Source organism: Malaciobacter sp., assembly GCF_055140965.1.
In genome coordinates this window covers 1-19,445 of sequence record NZ_JBSRRO010000006.1, presented here as the reverse complement: position 1 = coordinate 19,445, position 19,445 = coordinate 1, and the positions used below count along the sequence as shown (strand labels likewise).

18 protein-coding genes are annotated in these 19,445 nt (G+C 27.5%); 10 read left to right on the top strand and 8 right to left on the bottom strand.

Annotated features, from left to right (window positions below; genetic code table 11):
• Positions 1 to 62: 62 nt before the first annotated feature.
• Together ACTCCZ_RS03180 and recJ are read left to right on the top strand one after the other, a co-directional pair.
• Complete coding sequence (locus tag ACTCCZ_RS03180) at positions 63 to 1,682, top strand: CTP synthase (RefSeq protein ID WP_079577613.1); 1,620 nt, start codon at positions 63 to 65, stop codon at positions 1,680 to 1,682.
• Positions 1,682 to 3,253, top strand: coding sequence for a single-stranded-DNA-specific exonuclease RecJ (recJ, locus tag ACTCCZ_RS03175; protein ID WP_079577614.1), 1,572 nt, complete (start codon positions 1,682 to 1,684; stop codon positions 3,251 to 3,253). Before ACTCCZ_RS03180 ends, recJ begins: the two co-directional genes overlap by 1 nt.
• Here recJ and ACTCCZ_RS03170 read toward each other — a convergent pair.
• Positions 3,248 to 3,823 (bottom strand): FlgO family outer membrane protein, encoded by a 576-nt coding sequence (locus tag ACTCCZ_RS03170; RefSeq protein ID WP_159445718.1) that lies wholly within the window; start codon positions 3,821 to 3,823, stop codon positions 3,248 to 3,250. The two genes, recJ and ACTCCZ_RS03170, sit on opposite strands and share 6 nt — an antisense overlap.
• Before the next feature lie 8 nt (positions 3,824 to 3,831).
• Positions 3,832 to 4,500: a FlgO family outer membrane protein gene (locus ACTCCZ_RS03165; RefSeq protein WP_159445719.1), complete on the bottom strand. Its 669-nt coding sequence runs from the start codon at positions 4,498 to 4,500 to the stop codon at positions 3,832 to 3,834.
• Between the two features lie 184 nt (positions 4,501 to 4,684).
• Between ACTCCZ_RS03165 and ACTCCZ_RS03160 the strand changes: the two genes are divergently transcribed.
• Genes ACTCCZ_RS03160 through ACTCCZ_RS03135 form a run of 6 tightly spaced genes read left to right on the top strand, consistent with a single transcriptional unit; the run spans position 4,685 to position 11,254 of the window.
• Positions 4,685 to 5,224, top strand: coding sequence for a DJ-1 family glyoxalase III (locus ACTCCZ_RS03160; RefSeq protein WP_079577615.1), 540 nt, complete (start codon positions 4,685 to 4,687; stop codon positions 5,222 to 5,224).
• 59 nt (positions 5,225 to 5,283) lie between these two features.
• The gene (locus ACTCCZ_RS03155; RefSeq protein ID WP_079577616.1) at positions 5,284 to 6,021 is read left to right on the top strand and encodes a UDP-2,3-diacylglucosamine diphosphatase; all 738 of its coding nucleotides are present in this window, start codon (positions 5,284 to 5,286) and stop codon (positions 6,019 to 6,021) included.
• On the top strand, positions 6,018 to 6,785 hold the full coding sequence (locus ACTCCZ_RS03150) for a patatin-like phospholipase family protein (RefSeq protein WP_079577617.1): 768 nt from the start codon (positions 6,018 to 6,020) through the stop codon (positions 6,783 to 6,785). The genes ACTCCZ_RS03155 and ACTCCZ_RS03150 overlap by 4 nt, the downstream gene beginning before the upstream one ends.
• Positions 6,786 to 6,803: 18 nt before the next feature.
• Entirely contained in the window at positions 6,804 to 10,157 is a 3,354-nt protein-coding gene (gene dnaE, locus ACTCCZ_RS03145) for a DNA polymerase III subunit alpha (protein ID WP_463187142.1), read from the top strand.
• Entirely contained in the window at positions 10,157 to 10,945 is a 789-nt protein-coding gene (gene surE / locus ACTCCZ_RS03140) for a 5'/3'-nucleotidase SurE (RefSeq protein WP_079577619.1), read from the top strand. The genes dnaE and surE overlap by 1 nt, the downstream gene beginning before the upstream one ends.
• Before the next feature lie 45 nt (positions 10,946 to 10,990).
• The gene (locus tag ACTCCZ_RS03135; RefSeq protein ID WP_079577620.1) at positions 10,991 to 11,254 is read left to right on the top strand and encodes a hypothetical protein; all 264 of its coding nucleotides are present in this window, start codon (positions 10,991 to 10,993) and stop codon (positions 11,252 to 11,254) included.
• 7 nt (positions 11,255 to 11,261) lie between these two features.
• Here ACTCCZ_RS03135 and ACTCCZ_RS03130 read toward each other — a convergent pair whose 3' ends face one another.
• The 4 genes from ACTCCZ_RS03130 to moaC are packed head-to-tail and all read right to left on the bottom strand — an operon-like array spanning position 11,262 to position 14,135.
• On the bottom strand, positions 11,262 to 12,602 hold the full coding sequence (locus ACTCCZ_RS03130; RefSeq protein WP_079577621.1) for a M99 family carboxypeptidase catalytic domain-containing protein: 1,341 nt from the start codon (positions 12,600 to 12,602) through the stop codon (positions 11,262 to 11,264).
• The gene (locus ACTCCZ_RS03125) at positions 12,574 to 13,374 is read right to left on the bottom strand and encodes a M15 family metallopeptidase (RefSeq protein WP_079577622.1); all 801 of its coding nucleotides are present in this window, start codon (positions 13,372 to 13,374) and stop codon (positions 12,574 to 12,576) included. Before ACTCCZ_RS03125 ends, ACTCCZ_RS03130 begins: the two co-directional genes overlap by 29 nt.
• Before the next feature lie 5 nt (positions 13,375 to 13,379).
• On the bottom strand, positions 13,380 to 13,643 hold the full coding sequence (locus ACTCCZ_RS03120) for an HP0495 family protein (protein ID WP_079577623.1): 264 nt from the start codon (positions 13,641 to 13,643) through the stop codon (positions 13,380 to 13,382).
• A 12-nt stretch (positions 13,644 to 13,655) separates the two neighbouring features.
• Positions 13,656 to 14,135, bottom strand: a complete 480-nt coding sequence (gene moaC, locus ACTCCZ_RS03115) for a cyclic pyranopterin monophosphate synthase MoaC (RefSeq protein ID WP_079577624.1) — start codon at positions 14,133 to 14,135, stop codon at positions 13,656 to 13,658.
• Between the two features lie 115 nt (positions 14,136 to 14,250).
• Between moaC and rpsU the strand changes: the two genes are divergently transcribed.
• Entirely contained in the window at positions 14,251 to 14,463 is a 213-nt protein-coding gene (rpsU, locus tag ACTCCZ_RS03110) for a 30S ribosomal protein S21 (protein WP_071628030.1), read from the top strand.
• 53 nt (positions 14,464 to 14,516) lie between these two features.
• Here rpsU and ACTCCZ_RS03105 read toward each other — a convergent pair whose 3' ends face one another.
• The gene (locus ACTCCZ_RS03105) at positions 14,517 to 15,953 is read right to left on the bottom strand and encodes an SLC13 family permease (protein ID WP_079577625.1); all 1,437 of its coding nucleotides are present in this window, start codon (positions 15,951 to 15,953) and stop codon (positions 14,517 to 14,519) included.
• Positions 15,954 to 16,088: 135 nt separating this feature from the next.
• Between ACTCCZ_RS03105 and ACTCCZ_RS03100 the strand changes: the two genes are divergently transcribed.
• Positions 16,089 to 17,207 (top strand): AI-2E family transporter, encoded by a 1,119-nt coding sequence (locus ACTCCZ_RS03100; protein WP_079577626.1) that lies wholly within the window; start codon positions 16,089 to 16,091, stop codon positions 17,205 to 17,207.
• On the opposite strand, the gene ACTCCZ_RS03095 is transcribed toward ACTCCZ_RS03100, so the two are convergent.
• Entirely contained in the window at positions 17,197 to 19,179 is a 1,983-nt protein-coding gene (locus tag ACTCCZ_RS03095) for a recombinase (protein WP_159445720.1), read from the bottom strand. The genes ACTCCZ_RS03100 and ACTCCZ_RS03095 overlap by 11 nt on opposite strands.
• Positions 19,180 to 19,445 lie beyond the last annotated feature (266 nt).

Sequence of the window (19,445 nt, the reverse complement as noted above, 5' to 3'; positions counted from 1 at the left end):
TCTTAATTCAAACTACGATATAATCGCGAAATTATTATTATCAATTTTTTATGGAGTTATTAATGACAAAATTCATTTTTGTAACGGGTGGAGTTCTAAGTTCTTTAGGTAAAGGGATCACTTCAGCTTCAATTGCAACAATATTAAAACAATCTGGACTTAAAGTAAGTATGCTTAAAATTGACCCTTACTTAAATGTTGATCCAGGGACAATGAGTCCACTAGAACATGGAGAAGTTTTTGTGACAGCAGATGGTGCAGAAACTGACCTTGATCTTGGGCATTATGAAAGATTTATAGATGCTACTTTAAGTGCAAAAAACAATTTTACAACTGGGCAAGTGTATCAATCAGTTATAAAAAGAGAGAGAGAAGGTGGCTATTTAGGTAAAACTATTCAAGTAATTCCTCATGTAGTTGATGAGATTAAAAATAGAATCCTAAATGCAGGTGAGGGACATGACTTTTTAATTGTTGAGCTTGGTGGGACAGTAGGAGATATTGAGGGCTTACCATTTATGGAAGCAATAAGAGAACTAAGACATGACTTACCAAAAACAAATACAATGAATATGCATGTTACATTAATTCCATACATAGCAGCAGCTGGTGAACTAAAAACAAAACCCTCACAGCACTCTGTTCAAGAGTTAAGAAGAATTGGTATAACTCCTCATGTTTTAGTTTGTAGAACAGAACAAGATCTTCCAAAAGACTTAAAAAGAAAACTTGCAATGTCATGTGATGTTGAATATGACGCAGTAATAGAGTGTGGTGATGCAGCCTCAATTTATCAAGTTCCTTTAAACTTTATAAAAGAAGGGATACTAAATCCTTTATCTAATCATTTTAATATAAAATTAAAACCTAACATGGATAAATGGAGCACTTTAGTAAAACAGATTATTCTTCCACAAAATGAAGTTTCAATTGCATTTGTAGGTAAATATTTAGATTTAAAAGAGTCTTACAAGTCTTTAATTGAAGGATTGATTCATGCTGGAGCACATTTAAATACTAGAATTAATATCAATTGGTGTGATAGTGAAAGAATTGAAGATGTAGGAGCATATGAAGTTATAGAAAACTCTGATGCAATTTTAGTTGCTGGTGGTTTTGGACACAGAGGGGTTAAAGGAAAACTTGAAGCAATAAAATATGCAAGAGAAAATAAAGTTCCTTATTTAGGTATTTGTTTAGGTATGCAATTAGCTATTGTTGAGTATTGTAGAAATGTATTAGAAATAGAAGATGCAAACTCAATTGAGTTTAATGCTGATTCTAAAAATCCAGTAATATATCTAATTGATGAATTTATTGATCAAAGTGGAGAAAAACAACTAAGAACTCATGAATCACCAATGGGTGGAACAATGAGACTTGGAGAGTATCCATTTGAACCAAAAGAGGGAACAAAGCTTAAAAAAGCTTATGGAAATGAAGATATTTATTATGAAAGACATAGACATAGATATGAAGCAAATCCAAAATATAAAGAAGCTTTAGAAAATGCAGGAATGATTATATCTGGTGAATCAAATGGTCTTATTGAAGCAGTTGAAATAAAAGATCATCCATGGTTTGTTGGAGTACAATTTCATCCAGAGTTTACTTCACATTTAGAAACACCTAATCCAATTATATTAGAGTTTGTAAAACAAGCAACAAAAAATATTAACTAATGCAAAAAGTAACAAAACAGATACTTTTTGAACTTCTATTAGCTAGACATAAGGATAATCCTTATGCAAAGCTAAGTGACATACCTAATCCTTTTTTATTAAAAGATATCAAAATAGCAGTAAAAAGAATTAAAACTGCAATTTTAAATAATGAAACTATTACAATTGTAGGTGATTATGATGTTGATGGCGTTGTATCTACTGCAATAATGATTGATTTTTTTAATAAAGTAGGATATAAAGTTAATCACATAATTCCAAATAGATTTGAACATGGATATGGTTTATCTCCTAAGATTGTTAAATTAATTGATAGTGGTTTAGTTATCACTGTTGATAATGGAATTAGTGCTGTGCAAGCCTCAAAAGAGCTTATGCAAAAAGGGATTGATTTAATTATTACAGATCATCACACTGTAGGAGACACTCTTCCAACTGCCCTTGCAATTGTAAATCCAAAACAAGATGATTGTACCTTTCCTTTTAAAGAGATTTGTGGAGCACAAGTTGCGTGGTATTTATGTGCTGCAATAAAAAGTGAATTAAACTTACAAATAAATATGGCAGATTTTTTAGATTTATTATGTATTGCTGTAATTGCAGATATTATGCCTATGACTAGTCTAAATTATACAATAGTAAGGCATGGACTTAAAAGACTTAAGCAATCAAATAGAGCCTCACTAAAAAAACTTGATGAAGTATTAGCTAAAAAGTTTTATGTTTCTGATGATATAGGTTTTATGATTGCTCCTAAAATTAATAGTGCAGGAAGAATGGATGATGCTTCGATTGCACTATCTTTTTTATTATCAAAAAATGAGTACGAAGCAAATGATTCTTTAAGTTTACTTGATGAATTAAATAATTATAGAAAAAGCTTGCAAGAAGAGATATCAAATAAAGCTACACAAGCAATAAACCATGAACATAATGTAATTGTTGTATGGGGTGAAAATTGGCATGAGGGTGTTATAGGAATAGTTGCTTCAAAACTTTCAAATACTTTTAAAAAACCAGCTTTTGTATTTTCTGTTAAAAATGGTATTGCAAAAGGAAGTGCAAGAGCAAATGCTAAGATAAATCTACATACTCTAATTACTCAATGTTCATCACTTTTAAAAGGTTTTGGTGGTCATAAAAATGCTGCTGGATTATCTTTAGAAGAAAAGAATTTACAAACTTTTCAAGAAAAAATAAACTCACTTGTAATTGATATTGAACAAGAAGATTTACATATAGAGTATGAGTGTTTAGGAGAACTTGATGTATCAAGTGTTGATTTAGAGTTCTTATCAATTATTGAAAAATTTGAACCATATGGATTAGAAAATAAAAAACCTATTTTTCAAATAAGCAATGCAAAGGTTTTAAAATCTGAATTTATAGGAAAAGATAAAAATCATTTAAAGCTTTTACTTAGTAGCAATGGGAATATTTTTGAAGCTTTAAAATTTCACTATAATAAACCAATAAACAATGAGTTTATTGATATTATAGTTTCTATTAATAAAAACGAATTTAGGGGTGAGGTAAATGCACAGTTTTTAATAGAGGATATAATTTTATAGCACCATAGGTGCATAAACTTGAGTTATATCTGATTTTTTTTCTAATTGAATAATCTCTTCATCAATCATAATGCTTCCTTGAGAAGAACTTAGAATATTTCCTGTAGTTAAATCAATCATCTTTATAAATACAATTAAGTTCTTTGTAGTTAATGTATAAGTTCCTACAAAAGCATATCTTGTATCTGTAATTTTTCTATTTATATCATTTACTTCTCTACTTAATAAGTTAAAGCCATTTGAGCCAATTGTAAAATGTTTTCGTAACTCAATCTCTTTTACAGTAATATCATTCGCAAGAAGTCTATCTTTAAGTGTTGAAGATAATAAAAATCCTAATTTTGATCTATTTTCTAATCTATCTATGTTTACAAAATCAGAAACTAAAACTGTATCTGTAAGATATAAATTTTCATTTAATTTTTTTACTGATTTTTCTACCAATGAGTTTACAAAAGAGTGAAAATTATTAGAACCATCAATATTTTTATAAACACATGATGTTAAAATTGTAGCTAAAAATAATAAAGCAAAAAATTGCTTTATTATCTTAAAATAAGGGTGTTTCATCTAAATGCTTACTTTTTTTCTTTTATAATTTTAACTGTTCTTGGAGGTTTACAATCTTTGAAAATTACACAATCATTTCTTTTATTGTGTTGATAAATTGCTCTTGAACTTGAAATAATTCTTCCTGAAATATTATCTACAACTCTAGCATTTAAAACAATCTTTCCAAATTGTCTTGAGTATGTTCCAACAACAACATAAGTATTAGGAATTTTCTCTTTTAATTTACTAATATCTCTTGAAATAAAATATTCACCATCTTCATCAATAGAAACATTTAATTGACCTCTAAATTCAATTACATTAAAACCTCTATTTGATAATTCATTTATTAAACTTTCGCTAATAACTCTACCAAACTCTGTAGTTTTTTTAAGATTATCAAGTCTAACAAATGAAGTAAAAAGTACAGGTTTATTTGTAGGTATTTTAGTATTTCTCATAATTTGAGTAGCCAAAGAATCAATTGTTCCCTCAAGTGTTCTTTGTGTAGTCACATGAAGTTGTTTATCTTGTGCAACTTTTAAATACTCTTTTGTTACTTGAACTTTTCGATTTTCTATTTGTAAGTTTGAATCTTGTTTAGAATTAACAGAATTTTGCGTATATGCGCATCCTGTAGCTATTAAAATTATAGCTATTGCACCTAAAGTAGTCTTGATAAAAGATTTAAGCATGTATTCCCCTTTTTATAATTAGTTAAATTTTATTTAAATCAAACTTATAAACTCTTGAAAAGAGATGCTAGAAGACCCAAGAAATAGCCCTTTTGAAAACTTTTTAAGAAATTTTTCAAACTTTGAGAAAATATCAAGCTTTTTTTATTATAATTTATAAATATATATAAAAAAAGGAGACCATATGACAAGAGTTTTACTACCAATATCAAATGGGTTTGAAGAGATTGAAACTGTTTCAATAATTGATATATGCAGACGTGCAGAAATTGAAGTTACAATAGCTGCTGTTGAAGAGTTAGAAACAGTAGGTGCGCATAATATTACAATTACAGCAGATTGCAAACTTGAAGATGTAAACGGTGACTTTGATATGATTGTTTTATCAGGAGGATTACCAAATGCATTTACACTAGCAGAAGATAATTTTGTACAAAAAATTTTAAAAGAAATGAAGCAAGAAAATAAACTAATTGCTGCAATTTGTGCAGCACCTTATGCTTTACACAAAGCAGATGTACTAAATCAAAACTATACTTGTTATCCAAGTTTTGAAGAAAAAATAAGACTAGATGGTTACCATAAAGATGATAATGTTGTAATTGATGATAATGTAATAACATCAAGAGGTCCAGCAACAGCAACACAATTTGCACTTGAAATTGTAAGAGCATTAAAAGGTGATGAAATTTATTCAAATGTTAAAAATGCAATATTAGCTTAGGCTAATATTGCATTTTCATTTGTCGTTTAAATGTAATCATTATAATTTAAACTGGACAAATGAAATACAAAAGTATATTTATATCAGATATTCATCTTGGAACACGCTTTTCAAAAGCTAAAAATCTTCTTAGTTTTTTAAAACATAACAATTGTGAAAACCTCATCTTAGTAGGTGATATTATAGATGGTTGGGCAATAAAAAGAAAACTTATATGGCCCCAAACTCACTCAGATGTAATCCAGAAAATTCTAAAAAAAGCTAGAAAAGGTTGTAATGTTACATTTATTACAGGTAATCATGATGAGTTTTTAAGACCCTTTGTTCCTTTAATTTTAGGTAACTCTTTAAATATAACAAATGAATTAGAATACAATTCTATAAATGGTAAGAAATACTATATTACCCATGGAGATTTTTTTGATTCTATTACTATGACAAAAAAATGGCTTGCAATATTAGGTGATTATGGATATGATTTACTTCTATATTTAAACGCATTTTTAAATTTTTTTAGAAAAAAAGTTGGAGTTAAAAAATATTGGTCATTATCAAAATATGTAAAAGATAGTGTAAAGTCTTCAGTCTCATTTATAAATGATTTTGAAATAGTTTTATCAAATCATGCAAAGAATAAAGGTTATGATGGTATTATTTGTGGACATATTCATAAAGCAGAAATCAGGAAAATCGATACTATTGAATACTTAAATTGTGGTGACTGGGTAGAATCATGTACTGCAATAGCTGAGACTTATGAAGGTGAATTTATTATTATTGATTGGTTAGATAAGTGAAAACAAACTTAGCCCTAGCCTTAGGTGGAGGTGCTGCAAGAGGAGCATTTCACTTAGGTGCTTTACATTTTTTAGAAAAAAATAAAATAGATATAAAAGCTTATAGTGGTTCGTCTATTGGAAGTATTATTAGTGCATCTCATGCTAGTGGAATAAGTGCTAAGGAGCAACTAAAAATTTTTGCTTCAAATGATTTAAAAAAAGCTATAAAATTTAATTATTTTAAAAATGGTCTTTTTAAAATTGATTATTCAAATAAAATTATAAATGAACTTTTTCCCATAAAAAAACTTGAAGAATTACCAAAACCTGTTTATGTTAATGCTTATGATATAAAAAAGAAAAAACTTCATTATTTTAGTAGTGGTGATGTGGTTACTTTATGTATGGCTTCTAGTGCCTTAATCCCACTTTTTAAACCAATAAAATATAAAAATATGTATTTAATAGATGGAGGTTTATTTGATAATGTACCTATTAAACCTTTAGAAGATAAAGGATATGATATTTATGCAATTGATTTATTTCCTAAAAGAAAATCAAACAAAAAGAAAAAAACCTCACTTCTTACATCTTTTAAAAGAAATTTCTTTAAAACTTTATATAAAAATCACTCTTACTCAATTTCCAATGCAAATTTTTATCTTGGAAGTACTCATATAAGGAGTTTTTCTCTATTTACTTTCAAAGAGCTTGATGATTGTTTTAATCTTGGTTTTAAAGAGGCTCAAAATCATTTTTTGGATATACTTAAAAAAACTTAATTAAATAGAGATTTAAACATGTCCGATATACCAAAATTTACACATTTACATTTACACACAGAATATTCACTTTTAGATGGTGCTAATAAGATAAAACCTTTAGCAAAAAAAGTAAAAGAGATGGGTATGAAAAGTGTTGCCATGACTGATCATGGTAATATGTTTGGAGCTATTGATTTTTATAATGCCATGAGAGCTGAGGGAATCAAACCTATCATAGGAATGGAAGCTTATATTCATAACAATGAAGAAGTAGATGATAAAACGACAAAACAAAGATTTCATCTATGTTTATATGCCAAAAATGATGTGGGATATAAAAATCTTATGTACTTAAGTTCACAAGCTTATATGTATGGTTTTTATTATTATCCAAGGATTAATAAAAAACTTTTAAGAGAAAACTCTGAGGGAATTGTATGTTCTGCTGCTTGTTTACAAGGTGAAATCAATTGGCATCTAAATACAAATAACGAAAGATTAGAACAAAAAGATGCTGGTCCCCATGAAGCATTTATGTGTATTGCAATGAATAAACTTTATGATGATCCAAATAGACTTAGACACTCTGTTCATGAGTTTTATTTAAAATCACCAGAACAAATTGCAAAACTTTATGCAGATATTCCAGAAGCTATTGAAGCAACACAAGAGATATCAGATAAATGTAATCTTGAGATAAAACTAGGAAACCCTACTCCTCCAAATTTTAAATTTACTAGACAAAAACTTGAAGAATCAAATTTACCAATTCCTTATCCAGAAGAAGAGTACTCTTTAGAAAATGATAAAGCACTATTTATTCATGAGTGTTGGAAAGGTTTAGAAGATAGACTAAAAATAGTAGATAAATCAAAACATCAAGAATATAAAGAGAGACTACAAGTAGAGATTGATATTATAAATAATATGAAATTCCCTGGATATATGCTTATTGTTTGGGATTTTGTTATTGTTGCTAAACAAATGGGAATTCCAGTAGGTCCAGGAAGAGGTTCAGCAGCAGGAAGCTTGGTAGCATATAGTCTATATATTACAGATATTGATCCCATGCCTTATGGCTTACTTTTTGAGAGATTCCTTAATCCAGAAAGGGTATCAATGCCCGATATTGATATGGACTTTTGTCAAACAAGAAGAGGCGAGATTATTGATTATGTAATTAAACAATATGGAAGAGCCAATGTTGCACAAATTATTACTTTTGGTAAATTATTAGCAAAAGGTGTAATTAGAGATGTTGCTAGAGTTTTAGATATGCCTTATGCAAAAGCTGATGCCATGGCAAAACTAATCCCAGATGAATTAGGAATAAATTTAAAAGACTCTTGGGACAAAGAGCCAAAAATAAAAGAACTATGTGATATAGACCCACAAGCAAAAAGAGTTTGGGAATTTGCATTAGCTTTAGAGGGATTAAATAGAAATGCAGGAACTCACGCAGCTGGTGTTGTAATATCAAATGAACCTTTATGGAAAAAAACACCTCTTTTTAAACCAAGTGGTCTTGATACACTTGCTACTCAATATAATGGAAAATATGTTGAAGATGTTGACTTGATCAAATTTGACTTCTTGGGTCTTAAAACATTGACTGTAATTGAAGAAGCAAATAAGCTTATTGAAAAAAGACATGGAAAAAGAATTGACTTTATTAAAACAGATGTAAATGATAAAGGAGTTTATGATTTAATTCAAACAGGAAATACTATAGGCTTATTTCAAATAGAATCAGATGGTATGCAAGATCTTTGTAAAAGATTAGCCCCATCAAATTTTGAAGATATTATTGCCGTTTTAGCACTTTATAGACCAGGTCCAATGGAATCAGGAATGCTTGATGATTTTATTGATAGAAAACATGGAAGAGCTCAAATAAACTATTTTTATGATGAGTTTGATGCACCATTAAGACCTATTCTTGAAACAACATATGGGGTTATTGTTTACCAAGAGCAAGTTATGCAAATTGTTCAAACAATCGGTGGGTTCAGCCTTGGGGGTGCCGATTTAGTTAGACGGGCAATGGGTAAAAAAATTAAAGAAGAGATGGACAAACTTAAAGTACAGTTTGCACAAGGTGGAGTAGAAAAAGGTTATAACAAAGACCATTGTGAAGAACTGTTTGATTTAATTGTTAAGTTTGCTGGATATGGATTTAATAAATCTCACTCAGCAGCATATGCACTAGTAACATTTTATACTTCATACTTAAAGTGTTATTATCCAGCAGAGTTTATGGCTGCACTTCTTACACTTGAAAAAGATAACACTGATAAAGTTGTAAGATATGTAGATGAAGTAAAAAGGTTAGGATTAGATCTATTTCCACCTGATATTAATAAATCAGATTTAGTATTTTCTGCAAAGAAAATTGATGGTGAAGAAGTAGTTATGTTTGGAATGGGTGCCATTAAAGGTGCTGGAGATGTAGCTATAAAATCTATTTTAAAAGCGAGAAATGAAGGTGGTGAATTTAAAGATTTAAGTGATTTTATTTCAAGAATTGATGCAAGTAAAGTAAATAAAAGAGTTATAGAATCTCTTGTAAAAGCTGGTGCATTAGACTCATTTGAATATAGTAGAAAAGCCATGGTAGAACAAATCGAGCAAATAGTTGAAGGTGCTGGAAAAGCAATGCAAGCTAAAAAAATGGCAACAGGCTCACTTTTTGGCGATGATGAAGAATTAACAACTGTAACTGTTGAACTTGAGCATTTACCTGAATATGATTCAAAAGAGATTTTAGAATTTGAAAAAAATACTTTAGGTTTTTATGTATCAGGTCACCCTCTTGATGATTATAGAGATCAACTTGATAAAATCACTTACACTTTAAGTTCAGAAATTGATGAAATAAATGATGGAAGTGAAGTTTTATTTGTAGGTAAAGTAGAAACAATCACTGAAAAGATATCAAAAAAAGGTAATAAATTTGCAATTTTAAATCTTATGGATTTACATGGAAATATTGAACTTATGATGTTTGAAGATAAGTTAAATGAGCTTAAAAATGATTTTAAATATGAAGATGAACCCTTAGCTTTTAAAGTAAGAATTTCTAAAGATGAACAATTTACTAGAATGAGTTTAAGAAAAATAGAGAACTTAAATGATGCAAAAAAAGATAAACAAAGAGTTAAAAAAGCCCAAAAGATAGAACCACCTTTAACAATTGCTGTTCCTTACTCAAATAGTGAAGAGCTTATGTATAAACTTTTTGATGTTATTGCTCATAATCAAGGTAAAAGAGATTTAAGAATAATAGTTAAATCAAAACTTGGAGATATTGAGTTAGAAAGTGGTTTTAAAGTTGCAAATAATGTAGAAAATTTAATTCAAAATATTGAGGGAGTTTATAAAATAGACTAATGAAACAAATATTATTAACAAATGATGATGGATTTGATGCAATAGGATTAAAAGCTTTAATAAAAGCCTTATCACCTATTGCAAAACTAACAGTCGTAGCTCCAGCTAAAAACAAATCAGCATGTGGTCACTCTTTAACATTAGATAAACCACTAAGAATGCAAAATGTAAAAGATGATTTTTATAAAATTGATGATGGAAGCCCGACTGATTGTATGTTTATATCAATTCATAATCTTTTTAAAGAAGGATACAAACCTGATTTAGTAATCAGTGGTATAAATATTGGTGCAAATATGGGAGAAGATATTACATATAGTGGTACAGCTGCTGCTGCAATGGAAGCTGTTTTACATAAAGTTCCAGCCATTGCAATATCTCAAGTTTGTAAAGATAGATGCCATGACATAAAAAACGGTTGGGATTTTGCATTGGCAAAAGATACTATAGTTAAGCTTGCAAAAAAAATATTAAACTCAGAATTTCCACTTGAAGAAAGAAAATTTTTAAATGTAAATATTCCTCCTATTTCAATAGAAGAGTGTAATGGAATAAAGATTACAAAAGCTGGATATAGAGAGTATGGAAATGATACATCAAGACATTTAAATCCAAGAGGAGAAGAGTATTATTGGATAGGTTTACATCCACTTATTTGGAAAAGTAGCGAAAATAAAGATTGTGATTTTGAAGCAGTAAGTGCAAACTACATATCAATTAGTCCAATAAAACTTGACATGACATCATATGAAGATATAAATAACTTAAATAATTGGATAAATAGCTAAATATAAAGTCTATTTATATATAATCATGAATTCAAAAGGAGTATTATGAATTTTACAAAATCAATTACAAACAATATTGACAAACTTGTTGGTACTTTAAAATCAGAAGATGAACTACAAGAAGTTTTAAAAAGAAAATTTACAAAAAAAGAGTTTAAAGTATTTGTAGCGATTGAATCAGGTCAAAGTATTGAAGATTTAAAGAAAAGCATGAAAGATGATGAAGAAAGAATTGAAGAGATATACAAAACTGCTTGCAAAAAATTAAATCAAGAGTTATTCAAAAAAGAGTTAGTATCTATAAACTAGATACTAACTAATAACCATTTTTAGCTAAAAATAGATTTTTACTTCCAAAATTTACTAAAACCATACCAGCAAATTTATTTTTTTTATAGAATTCAACTCTATAAACTTTTCCTTTTTTATCAAGTGAAAATTTTTGCATTATTTCATTTTTTGAAACAAGCAATTCAGACTCATTTTTCTTAGATTTATTTACATATCCAATTATATTTACTCTAATATCTTTTTGAGATTTTACTAAAAAGTCATTTTTTACATTTATGACTGACCCCATATTTATTAGTGATTCTTTTCCATCAATTAATATCTTTGCACTATTCATATCTTTTTCGATATCAAAATAATCAGGTAATAATCTAGCAACTCTTCTATTTCCATAACGAATACTATATAAATTTTCTTTTTTTATTACAGTCATTAAAGGATTACTTACTTTGAAATTTTGTATTTCATCTTTACTTGTTGGGAAATATCCTACAAAATCTCTAATACCCTCTAAAGGTAGATTGATTTTATTATTATAAAAAGATATAGAAATATCATTATCAATTACACTTTTTAATTCTAATGGTTTTAAGTTAAAAGATCTTTTATACTCTATTCCCATAATATCCATATATTTTTCTATTGCTAGAAGATGATAATATGTTCTTTCATGTAAGGGAAGTTTCTTACTAGCTTCATTTCCAAAAGCAGCTTTACCTTTGTTTATAGCAAAATATGTAAGAGTTTTTTCCATTTGTTTATCACCAAGTCGTGTTTTGGTATTTTTTACATGATAAATATCTCGTTTTCTAATCAAATTACTATTTATATGATTACAAACTTTACTTGATATCTCTTCTAGATTGCCATAATTAGATATAGTTAATTTATTTTGGTCAATTATTGAGCTTTGTCCCCATTTATTTTGAGAATAGTTACTATTTATACTCTTTTTTCTATAAAATCCGCTTCCATCATGAAGATTCAATATCAATTTGACTTTATTATTAGTAATATACTCTTTTATTCTTTTTACAGCACCAAAGTCTGGATCATTTTGTGATAGATTAGCAAACTTTCTATTCATATCTCCAAAAGGTCCTCTACTTCTTTTTATAATTGAATAAAAATTTAAATTAGGAACAATCCAAACAGAACCTTTTTTTATCTCATAATGAGTAGCGATTAAAGAAGCAGCCATAAAGCCACCTGGTTCATCCCCTTGTATTCCTCCAATAATAAGAAAAGTATTCTGATTTTTTTGACCTTTTTTTATCAAAGTAAAATCAAATTTTCCAGTATTTGCACTTATTAGTGATGTAAATACTAAAATTAAACTAAATAACCTTAATATGCCAAGGTTCATATCTTACTCCATCCTTATTATTTATTGTATATCTCATCTCAATATATTTTAATTTTCTCATTTGAGAAAACTCTTTTGTTAAGGCAAATCTTGCAGTAAAATTATCATAACCTAAACCTTTTTTACCTACATCAAAATCTGCAATTGAATGATAAGTATATGCAGGAGGAGCTAATGACTTTGAAGCTTTAGTAATATTGCCATCAGTTCTATCTATATTATCAAGATACAATTTCATTTGCTTTACAATACTTCTTACACCCGAAGTTAATGTAAGTGTATCTCCAATATCTTTTTTCATCTCATTATATGTTTGTTCAGGCTTACCTTTAAATAAATAATGTCCTGTACCAGAAACTTTTATAACTTCTCTATTATTTATAGCTTTTGTAATCTTTTCTGAAACTTTTTTCCCATAAAAGCCATAAGGAGTTGGATTAATATAAAAAATCTTTTCTAAAAAGTCCAACTCTTTTTGCGTAAAATTTTGAATACTATTAGCATATTTTGCATATTTTAGCATCAAATCAAAACTTAATATATTAAAATTACCATATCCAACATATCTTTGTACTTGATAAAGTTTTTTTCTAACTGATTCAAATTGTGCAAAGTCACTTTTTTCTATATATAAATCACTTTTTTTTATAACAGAATCTGCAAGAACTAAAGAATCAACTGCAAAATCTTTACTTGCACTTGATATTATAGGGTAAGCAACTGAACTAAATGCAGCTACTTTACAAGAGTTTAAAAAGCTTCTTCTATTCATAATAATTACACTATCATTTTTATATGTTTATGTTCACCTAAAAGTCTATAAAGTTCTTTTCTATCATCTTCATTGTGAACTAATAATTCAAGAGCATAGCTTTTATATTTACCCTTACTACTAACTTTTGATTGTTTTACACTATGTTCTCTATCTTGCAAAACATCTTTCATAATTTCTTTGATATCTTTATCATGATGGCATACTAACTTATATATCCAATTACATGGATAATCAAGCTTTAATGTCTCTTTACTTAAATCAATCAAATATAACTCCTATTATAAATTATCTCTTTCAAAAACACCACTTTTCCCACCACTTTTATGTTCAAGTTGTACGTTTGAAATAATCATTGATTTATCGATAGCTTTTACCATATCATAAATAGTTAATAAGCCTACACTAACACCTGTTAAAGCTTCCATTTCAACACCTGTTTGTCCTGTAAGCTTTGCTGTTACATATAATTTAAATCCTGGTAATGTTGGCATTTCTTCAATATCACAATTTATTCCACTTAAAAGTAAAGGATGACACATAGGAATTAAATCCGATGTCTTCTTTACTCCTTGAATAGCTGCAACTACAGCAGTTTGTAATACTGGACCTTTTTTTGTACTATTTTGTATTATTGCATCAAAAGCTTCTTGGCTCATCGAAATTTGTCCAGAAGCAATAGCAACTCTTGTAGTATCATTTTTATTTGATACATCTACCATTTTAGGTCTATTTTTATCATCTAAATGTGTTAAGTTCAAAATATTAGCCTCTTTTTTTTAATTTATGATTATATCTTAAATTAATTAAATAGGAATTAAGTAAACTTTAAATATAATCACGATTCAAAATTTAAAAAGAAAGTGGGTGATTTTAGTGCCAGGCATTAAAGTTAAAGATAGTGAATCATTTGACGAAGCATACAGAAGGTTTAAGAAACAATGTGATAGAAATCTTATTGTTACTGAAACTAGAGCTAGAAGATTTTTTGAACCAATGACAGAGATCAGAAAAAAACAAAAAATTAACGCTAGAAAGAAAATGCTTAAGAGATTATACATGCTTAGAAGATACGAGTCTAGACTGTAATAATTCGCTATTTCCGAATAAAAAAAGGTCAGTTATTTTAACTGGCCTTTTTTTTATGTATAAAAACTAAGTAAAGATAATATAAAAACTGGTCCTACAATAGCAGCGACCAAACCTATAAAAATAAAATCCTTTGAATTTAACTTTCCAGTTGAAAAAGCTATTGCATTTGGTGGAGTTGATACAGGAAGTATCATAGCACAAGAAGCACATAATGCAACAGAAATAACCACATAAGATACTATACTTTCTCCCATTGAACTAACTAAAGCCACAATTAACGGAAGCATGATATTAGTTGCAGCTGTGTTACTCATAAAATTAGAAACCCAAATTACTATCATTGAAAATAAACAGACAATTAAAAAAAGATTTAGATTTTGTAAATTTATTTGTAATCCTAGCCATTCATCAAGACCTGTTTTAACTACCCCAGAACCTAAAGCTAAACCACCAATAATTAAAATAATAACATCCCAACGAATCTCTTTAATATCATCACTAGTAATAATCCCAAAAATTGTAAAAATTACAATTGGGAACAAAGCAACAACAGTAGTAGGGACAAGATGCAAAGGCCCAGTTAACCATAATAAAATTGTAATTATAAATACTAATATTACTAAACTTTTTTTCCAACTAGGAATTGTTGGAATTTTGGAAAAATCTGTTGTAGAGTCATCATAATGTGATATTTTTTTAATTTTATCAATATTAATTATTTTTTCTGTTGATGCATACTTTTTTAATATTACCCATCTAAGAATTAAAAGAATTAATATCCCAGGAGGTAAAGCCATAACCATCCATTCTAAAAATGACGGTGCATTATCACCTAAGATACCAACTGCAATTGCATTTGGGGGTGTTCCTATAATTGTTCCCATACCTCCAAGATTTGCAGCAACTACAATAGCTAATATAATTCCTTTTTGAAAAGGATTATTCTCTTTCATATTTTTTAATATTGGTACAAGCATAGTCATCATCATAGCTGCTGTTGCAGTATTTGAAATAAACATTGACAAAACAAATGTTGTAAGCATTAAGCCTGTTAATACACTATTGGGAGAATTTCCAAAGAATAATAGTACTTTTTTTGCAAGCCACAAATCAAGTTTTGTTTTACTTGCTGCTATTGCTAAAATAAATCCAGCTAAAAATAAAAATATCAAAGGTGAAGACCATGGTTTTAAATAGTATAACCACTCTTTTGAATTAGAATCAAAATTTAAATCAGGATATCCCAATAAAAGTATTTCTAAAGCTATAATCAAAAAAGATACTGCAAATGATGGTATTGCACCTGTAATCCACAAAAAAGCCGAAAATGACAAGATAAACAACATTGAACATGCTTCACTACTTAAAGCTTCATATGAAGGAACATATGCTATTAAAAATGAAACTAAAAAAGATATTAAAAATCTACTAACTGCATGTTTAATTGAAAAATTAATTTTACGAAGTTGGAACTGTTTGCCTAACATTATATATATAATCCTTAAAATGTAAAAAATGATTATATAATATAAAGCTTATAAAAATGTAATAATTTATAAAATTAAAACAAATCTTTACAAGATAGAAAAAAAACATTACTATTAAGCTAAATTAAGAGACATATGTATATACTAAAAGAAAAATTATTGGATAAATTTATGATATCAAAAAACTTTATATTATTTGCGTTAATTGCAAGCTTCTTTTTCATTGGATATATTTTTCAAAACTATTTAATGGGAATAATAGTTGGAGGAATTTTAGCAATTGCTACACGACCCATTTATGATATATTAATGAGAAAATCAAATTTTTCTTATAAAAAAAGTCTAATCTCAATTTTTTTAACATTGTGCCTATTCTTATTTGTATTTTTACCTCTTATTTACTTTGTAGGACTTTCATACCAATTTATTCCTAGTATTAATGCAGATCAATCTATGCAATATATAAAAAATTTAGTTGGATATTTAAAAAGTCTTCCTGAACCTTTTGATATTTTTCAAGAATCTATCAATGCAATATTAGGTGAATTTGATATATTAAATGTAGATATTACTATGGTTAAATCATTATTAAATAATATTGCACAATTTTTTTGGAAGATTAATGGCATAATATATCAATTCTTCTTGATTTTATTTTTTTATTTTCTTTTTAATATTTATGGTTATAAACTTTTTATATTAGCAACTAGATTACTTCCTATGATAAAAAAATTTAAAAGAACTCTTTTCAATGAATTAAGTAATACAATTTCATCAGTATTTTTTGGAACAATATTTAGCATGATTACACAAGGTGTAGCTTTTGGATTATTTTTATATATTACTACAGATTATGATGCTTTTTACTTTGGAATGGCAGCTGGTTTTATGACAGCTATACCTATTGTAGGAACATATTTAATAGCTTTTCCTATTGCAATTGTTGAATTACTTAATCAAAATTATCTTTTTTCAATCATTATTGTTCTATTTACAATAGTTATTATGTCTGGATTAATTGATAACCTTTTACGCCTTGTTTTCATGAAATATATCAATAAAAAGTTTTCATTGCATTATTCATTAACTGAACTATTTATATTATTAGCCATGTTAGCTGGTATTGGAGTATTTGGAGGATGGGGGATTATTATTGCTCCTGCAATCTTAAGCCTTTGTGTTGGATTAATAAATATTTATATAAAATCTCACATTTCAAATACTTCTTATAAAGACAAAAAACTCAAGACTTAGTTTTTTTGTCTTTAATAGGAAAAATCAAATGATGTGGTTTTTTAAATATTTCAATAACTAATAGTTTAAAAAAAGAAAATAAATTACCAAAATATGCTTCCCTTGAAAGTAAAGATACTTTTAAAGCTAATGAAAAACTAATAGTTAAATTTACAAATCCAATCATAAGTACACAAATAAAATAGAATAAAAATTCACTAATTGAAATATCAATATGCATTGAAGCATATCCTAAATATGCAGTAGAAAAAGCAACATGACGTATATCTAATGGCAAGTTAAATATATACCCAAGAAAAGGTGTAATTCCTAAAAGAACTCCAAAAAAGAAGTTTCCTGCAATTGCACCATGATGATCATGTAAATAATTTGCAAACTTTTCTCTTTTTTTATTTTTAAGTAGTTTTTTAAGTAGTGGATGATGATAATATCTAGATTTTAACTCCAATAAATCAGCACGATTATCAAAATATCCAGAAATTAAACCTGAGCAAAAAAGCCAAACTCCTGCAATTGCTGCAAAGAAAAAAGCAGAAAAAGGTTTTAGACCATCTAAGTAGTATTCAACTTCATTTGCATCTAAAACTACACTATTATTGCTAATAAAGTAAAAAGATATAAGAAAAGCTAACAATAAAGCAAAAGTTACATTTCCAGCAACAGCTGCAAATTGTGAACGAATTACTTGAAAAATAAGTGAAACAAGTTTATTTTGATTTGCCTTTCTTCCATCATCTTTGTCTATGGCTTCCGCAAAAGTAGATGCCGTCATAGCAGGTTGCTTTGTTGCAACAGTAAACCCAAATAAATGTATAATTACAAACCCTAAACCATAATTTAAACTAATAAAAAATGTTTCAAAAGAATAAGAAAAATTACTTTGCATAATATTTATTTTAATTAGTGCCATTATTGCAATAATTATTCCAGCACCACTAGCTTTTAAAAACATTTTTATATAATCTTTAACATTATTTGTAATATAATGCTCTCCATGTTCACTTGTATTATTTGTAATACTTTTTGATATGATTTTTATACTTTGCTCATAAAGTTCATACAATGAGTTTTTTGTAGCATTTTTTATTATAGACTCTTTAAATAATTCCACAAGAGAAATATGAAATTTATTTGTATCAAAACTTTTTATTAAAGCTAAAATATAATCCAATCTTCTTATTATTTGAGTCAATCTTTCTAACTCATATGTTAAATCAATTGATATACCATGATTAATAGATTTTTTCTTAAACAATAAAACTTGCTTATTACATTGTTCAATTAATACATCTATATGTTCAAAATCTTTTTTAATAGAGCTTATATTTACATTTTCAAGTTGTAACTTATGTATTAAATCACTTAAATCCCTTTGTAATGAAATAAATACAGAGTCTCTATTTAGAAGTTTTTTATCCAAACGAAGAAAATTATCATCAAACTCTTCTGATGCAATCCATATAGCTAAAATCTCAGCTGCATAAATCAATTCCCAGTAAATATGATTCTTTAGTCTTTCAGTATACTTATGACTTATTAATATAGAAGAAAAAAACTCTATCCATTTTTCATTATCTATTTTATTCACCCATTTATAATCATTCTTTTTATTAAATAACGTTGCAAAAATATATCTAAAATCTCCCTTCTTAGGAGGATTAGGTAAAAACTTATTATAAAACCTATTTCTTATTTCATAACTAAATCCATTTTTAGAAAGAATACCTAAATTAACAATATTTGTAGAAACTTTTGATTCTATTAACAATAAATTTATTTCATTAGATATTGTTAAAGCAAGATTGTCACTTTTTTTAAAAAAATCTATTATCATATCTATTTTATGTAAACTATCATCTATTTCATTAAACTTACTCGGTCTAATAAAATTCACAATTAAACTAAGTTTATCAACAATATCTATTTGTTTATCATTTATATTATCTAAAAGATTTAAAAAATCATTTTCCAAAAAAGCAACCTCAATTATAAATTAAATAATAGTATAGCAAAAAAGAAACAATAATAAAAAAGAAAGATAAAATGTAAAGATAATATAAGTAAAAGGCAAAAACGAAGGCTAAAAAAAAAGCCCATAACTAAGATAACTGAAAAAAGTTAAAATAGATAAGGGCTTAAAAAAACTCAAGAGCTGGCAGAGGCCTACGTTTCCACACCTGAAAGGTGCAGTATTATCAGCGCAGAAGTGCTTGACTTCCAGGTTCGGTATGGATCTGG

Coding starts and splice junctions, on each gene's coding strand:
- ACTCCZ_RS03180 (WP_079577613.1), top strand. CDS start 63: ATGACAAAATTCATTTTTGTAACGGGTGGAGTTCTAAGTTCTTTAGGT.
- recJ (WP_079577614.1), top strand. CDS start 1,682: ATGCAAAAAGTAACAAAACAGATACTTTTTGAACTTCTATTAGCTAGA.
- ACTCCZ_RS03170 (WP_159445718.1), bottom strand. CDS start 3,823: ATGAAACACCCTTATTTTAAGATAATAAAGCAATTTTTTGCTTTATTA.
- ACTCCZ_RS03165 (WP_159445719.1), bottom strand. CDS start 4,500: ATGCTTAAATCTTTTATCAAGACTACTTTAGGTGCAATAGCTATAATT.
- ACTCCZ_RS03160 (WP_079577615.1), top strand. CDS start 4,685: ATGACAAGAGTTTTACTACCAATATCAAATGGGTTTGAAGAGATTGAA.
- ACTCCZ_RS03155 (WP_079577616.1), top strand. CDS start 5,284: ATGAAATACAAAAGTATATTTATATCAGATATTCATCTTGGAACACGC.
- dnaE (WP_463187142.1), top strand. CDS start 6,804: ATGTCCGATATACCAAAATTTACACATTTACATTTACACACAGAATAT.
- surE (WP_079577619.1), top strand. CDS start 10,157: ATGAAACAAATATTATTAACAAATGATGATGGATTTGATGCAATAGGA.
- ACTCCZ_RS03135 (WP_079577620.1), top strand. CDS start 10,991: ATGAATTTTACAAAATCAATTACAAACAATATTGACAAACTTGTTGGT.
- ACTCCZ_RS03130 (WP_079577621.1), bottom strand. CDS start 12,602: ATGAACCTTGGCATATTAAGGTTATTTAGTTTAATTTTAGTATTTACA.
- ACTCCZ_RS03125 (WP_079577622.1), bottom strand. CDS start 13,374: ATGAATAGAAGAAGCTTTTTAAACTCTTGTAAAGTAGCTGCATTTAGT.
- ACTCCZ_RS03105 (WP_079577625.1), bottom strand. CDS start 15,953: ATGTTAGGCAAACAGTTCCAACTTCGTAAAATTAATTTTTCAATTAAA.
- ACTCCZ_RS03100 (WP_079577626.1), top strand. CDS start 16,089: ATGTATATACTAAAAGAAAAATTATTGGATAAATTTATGATATCAAAA.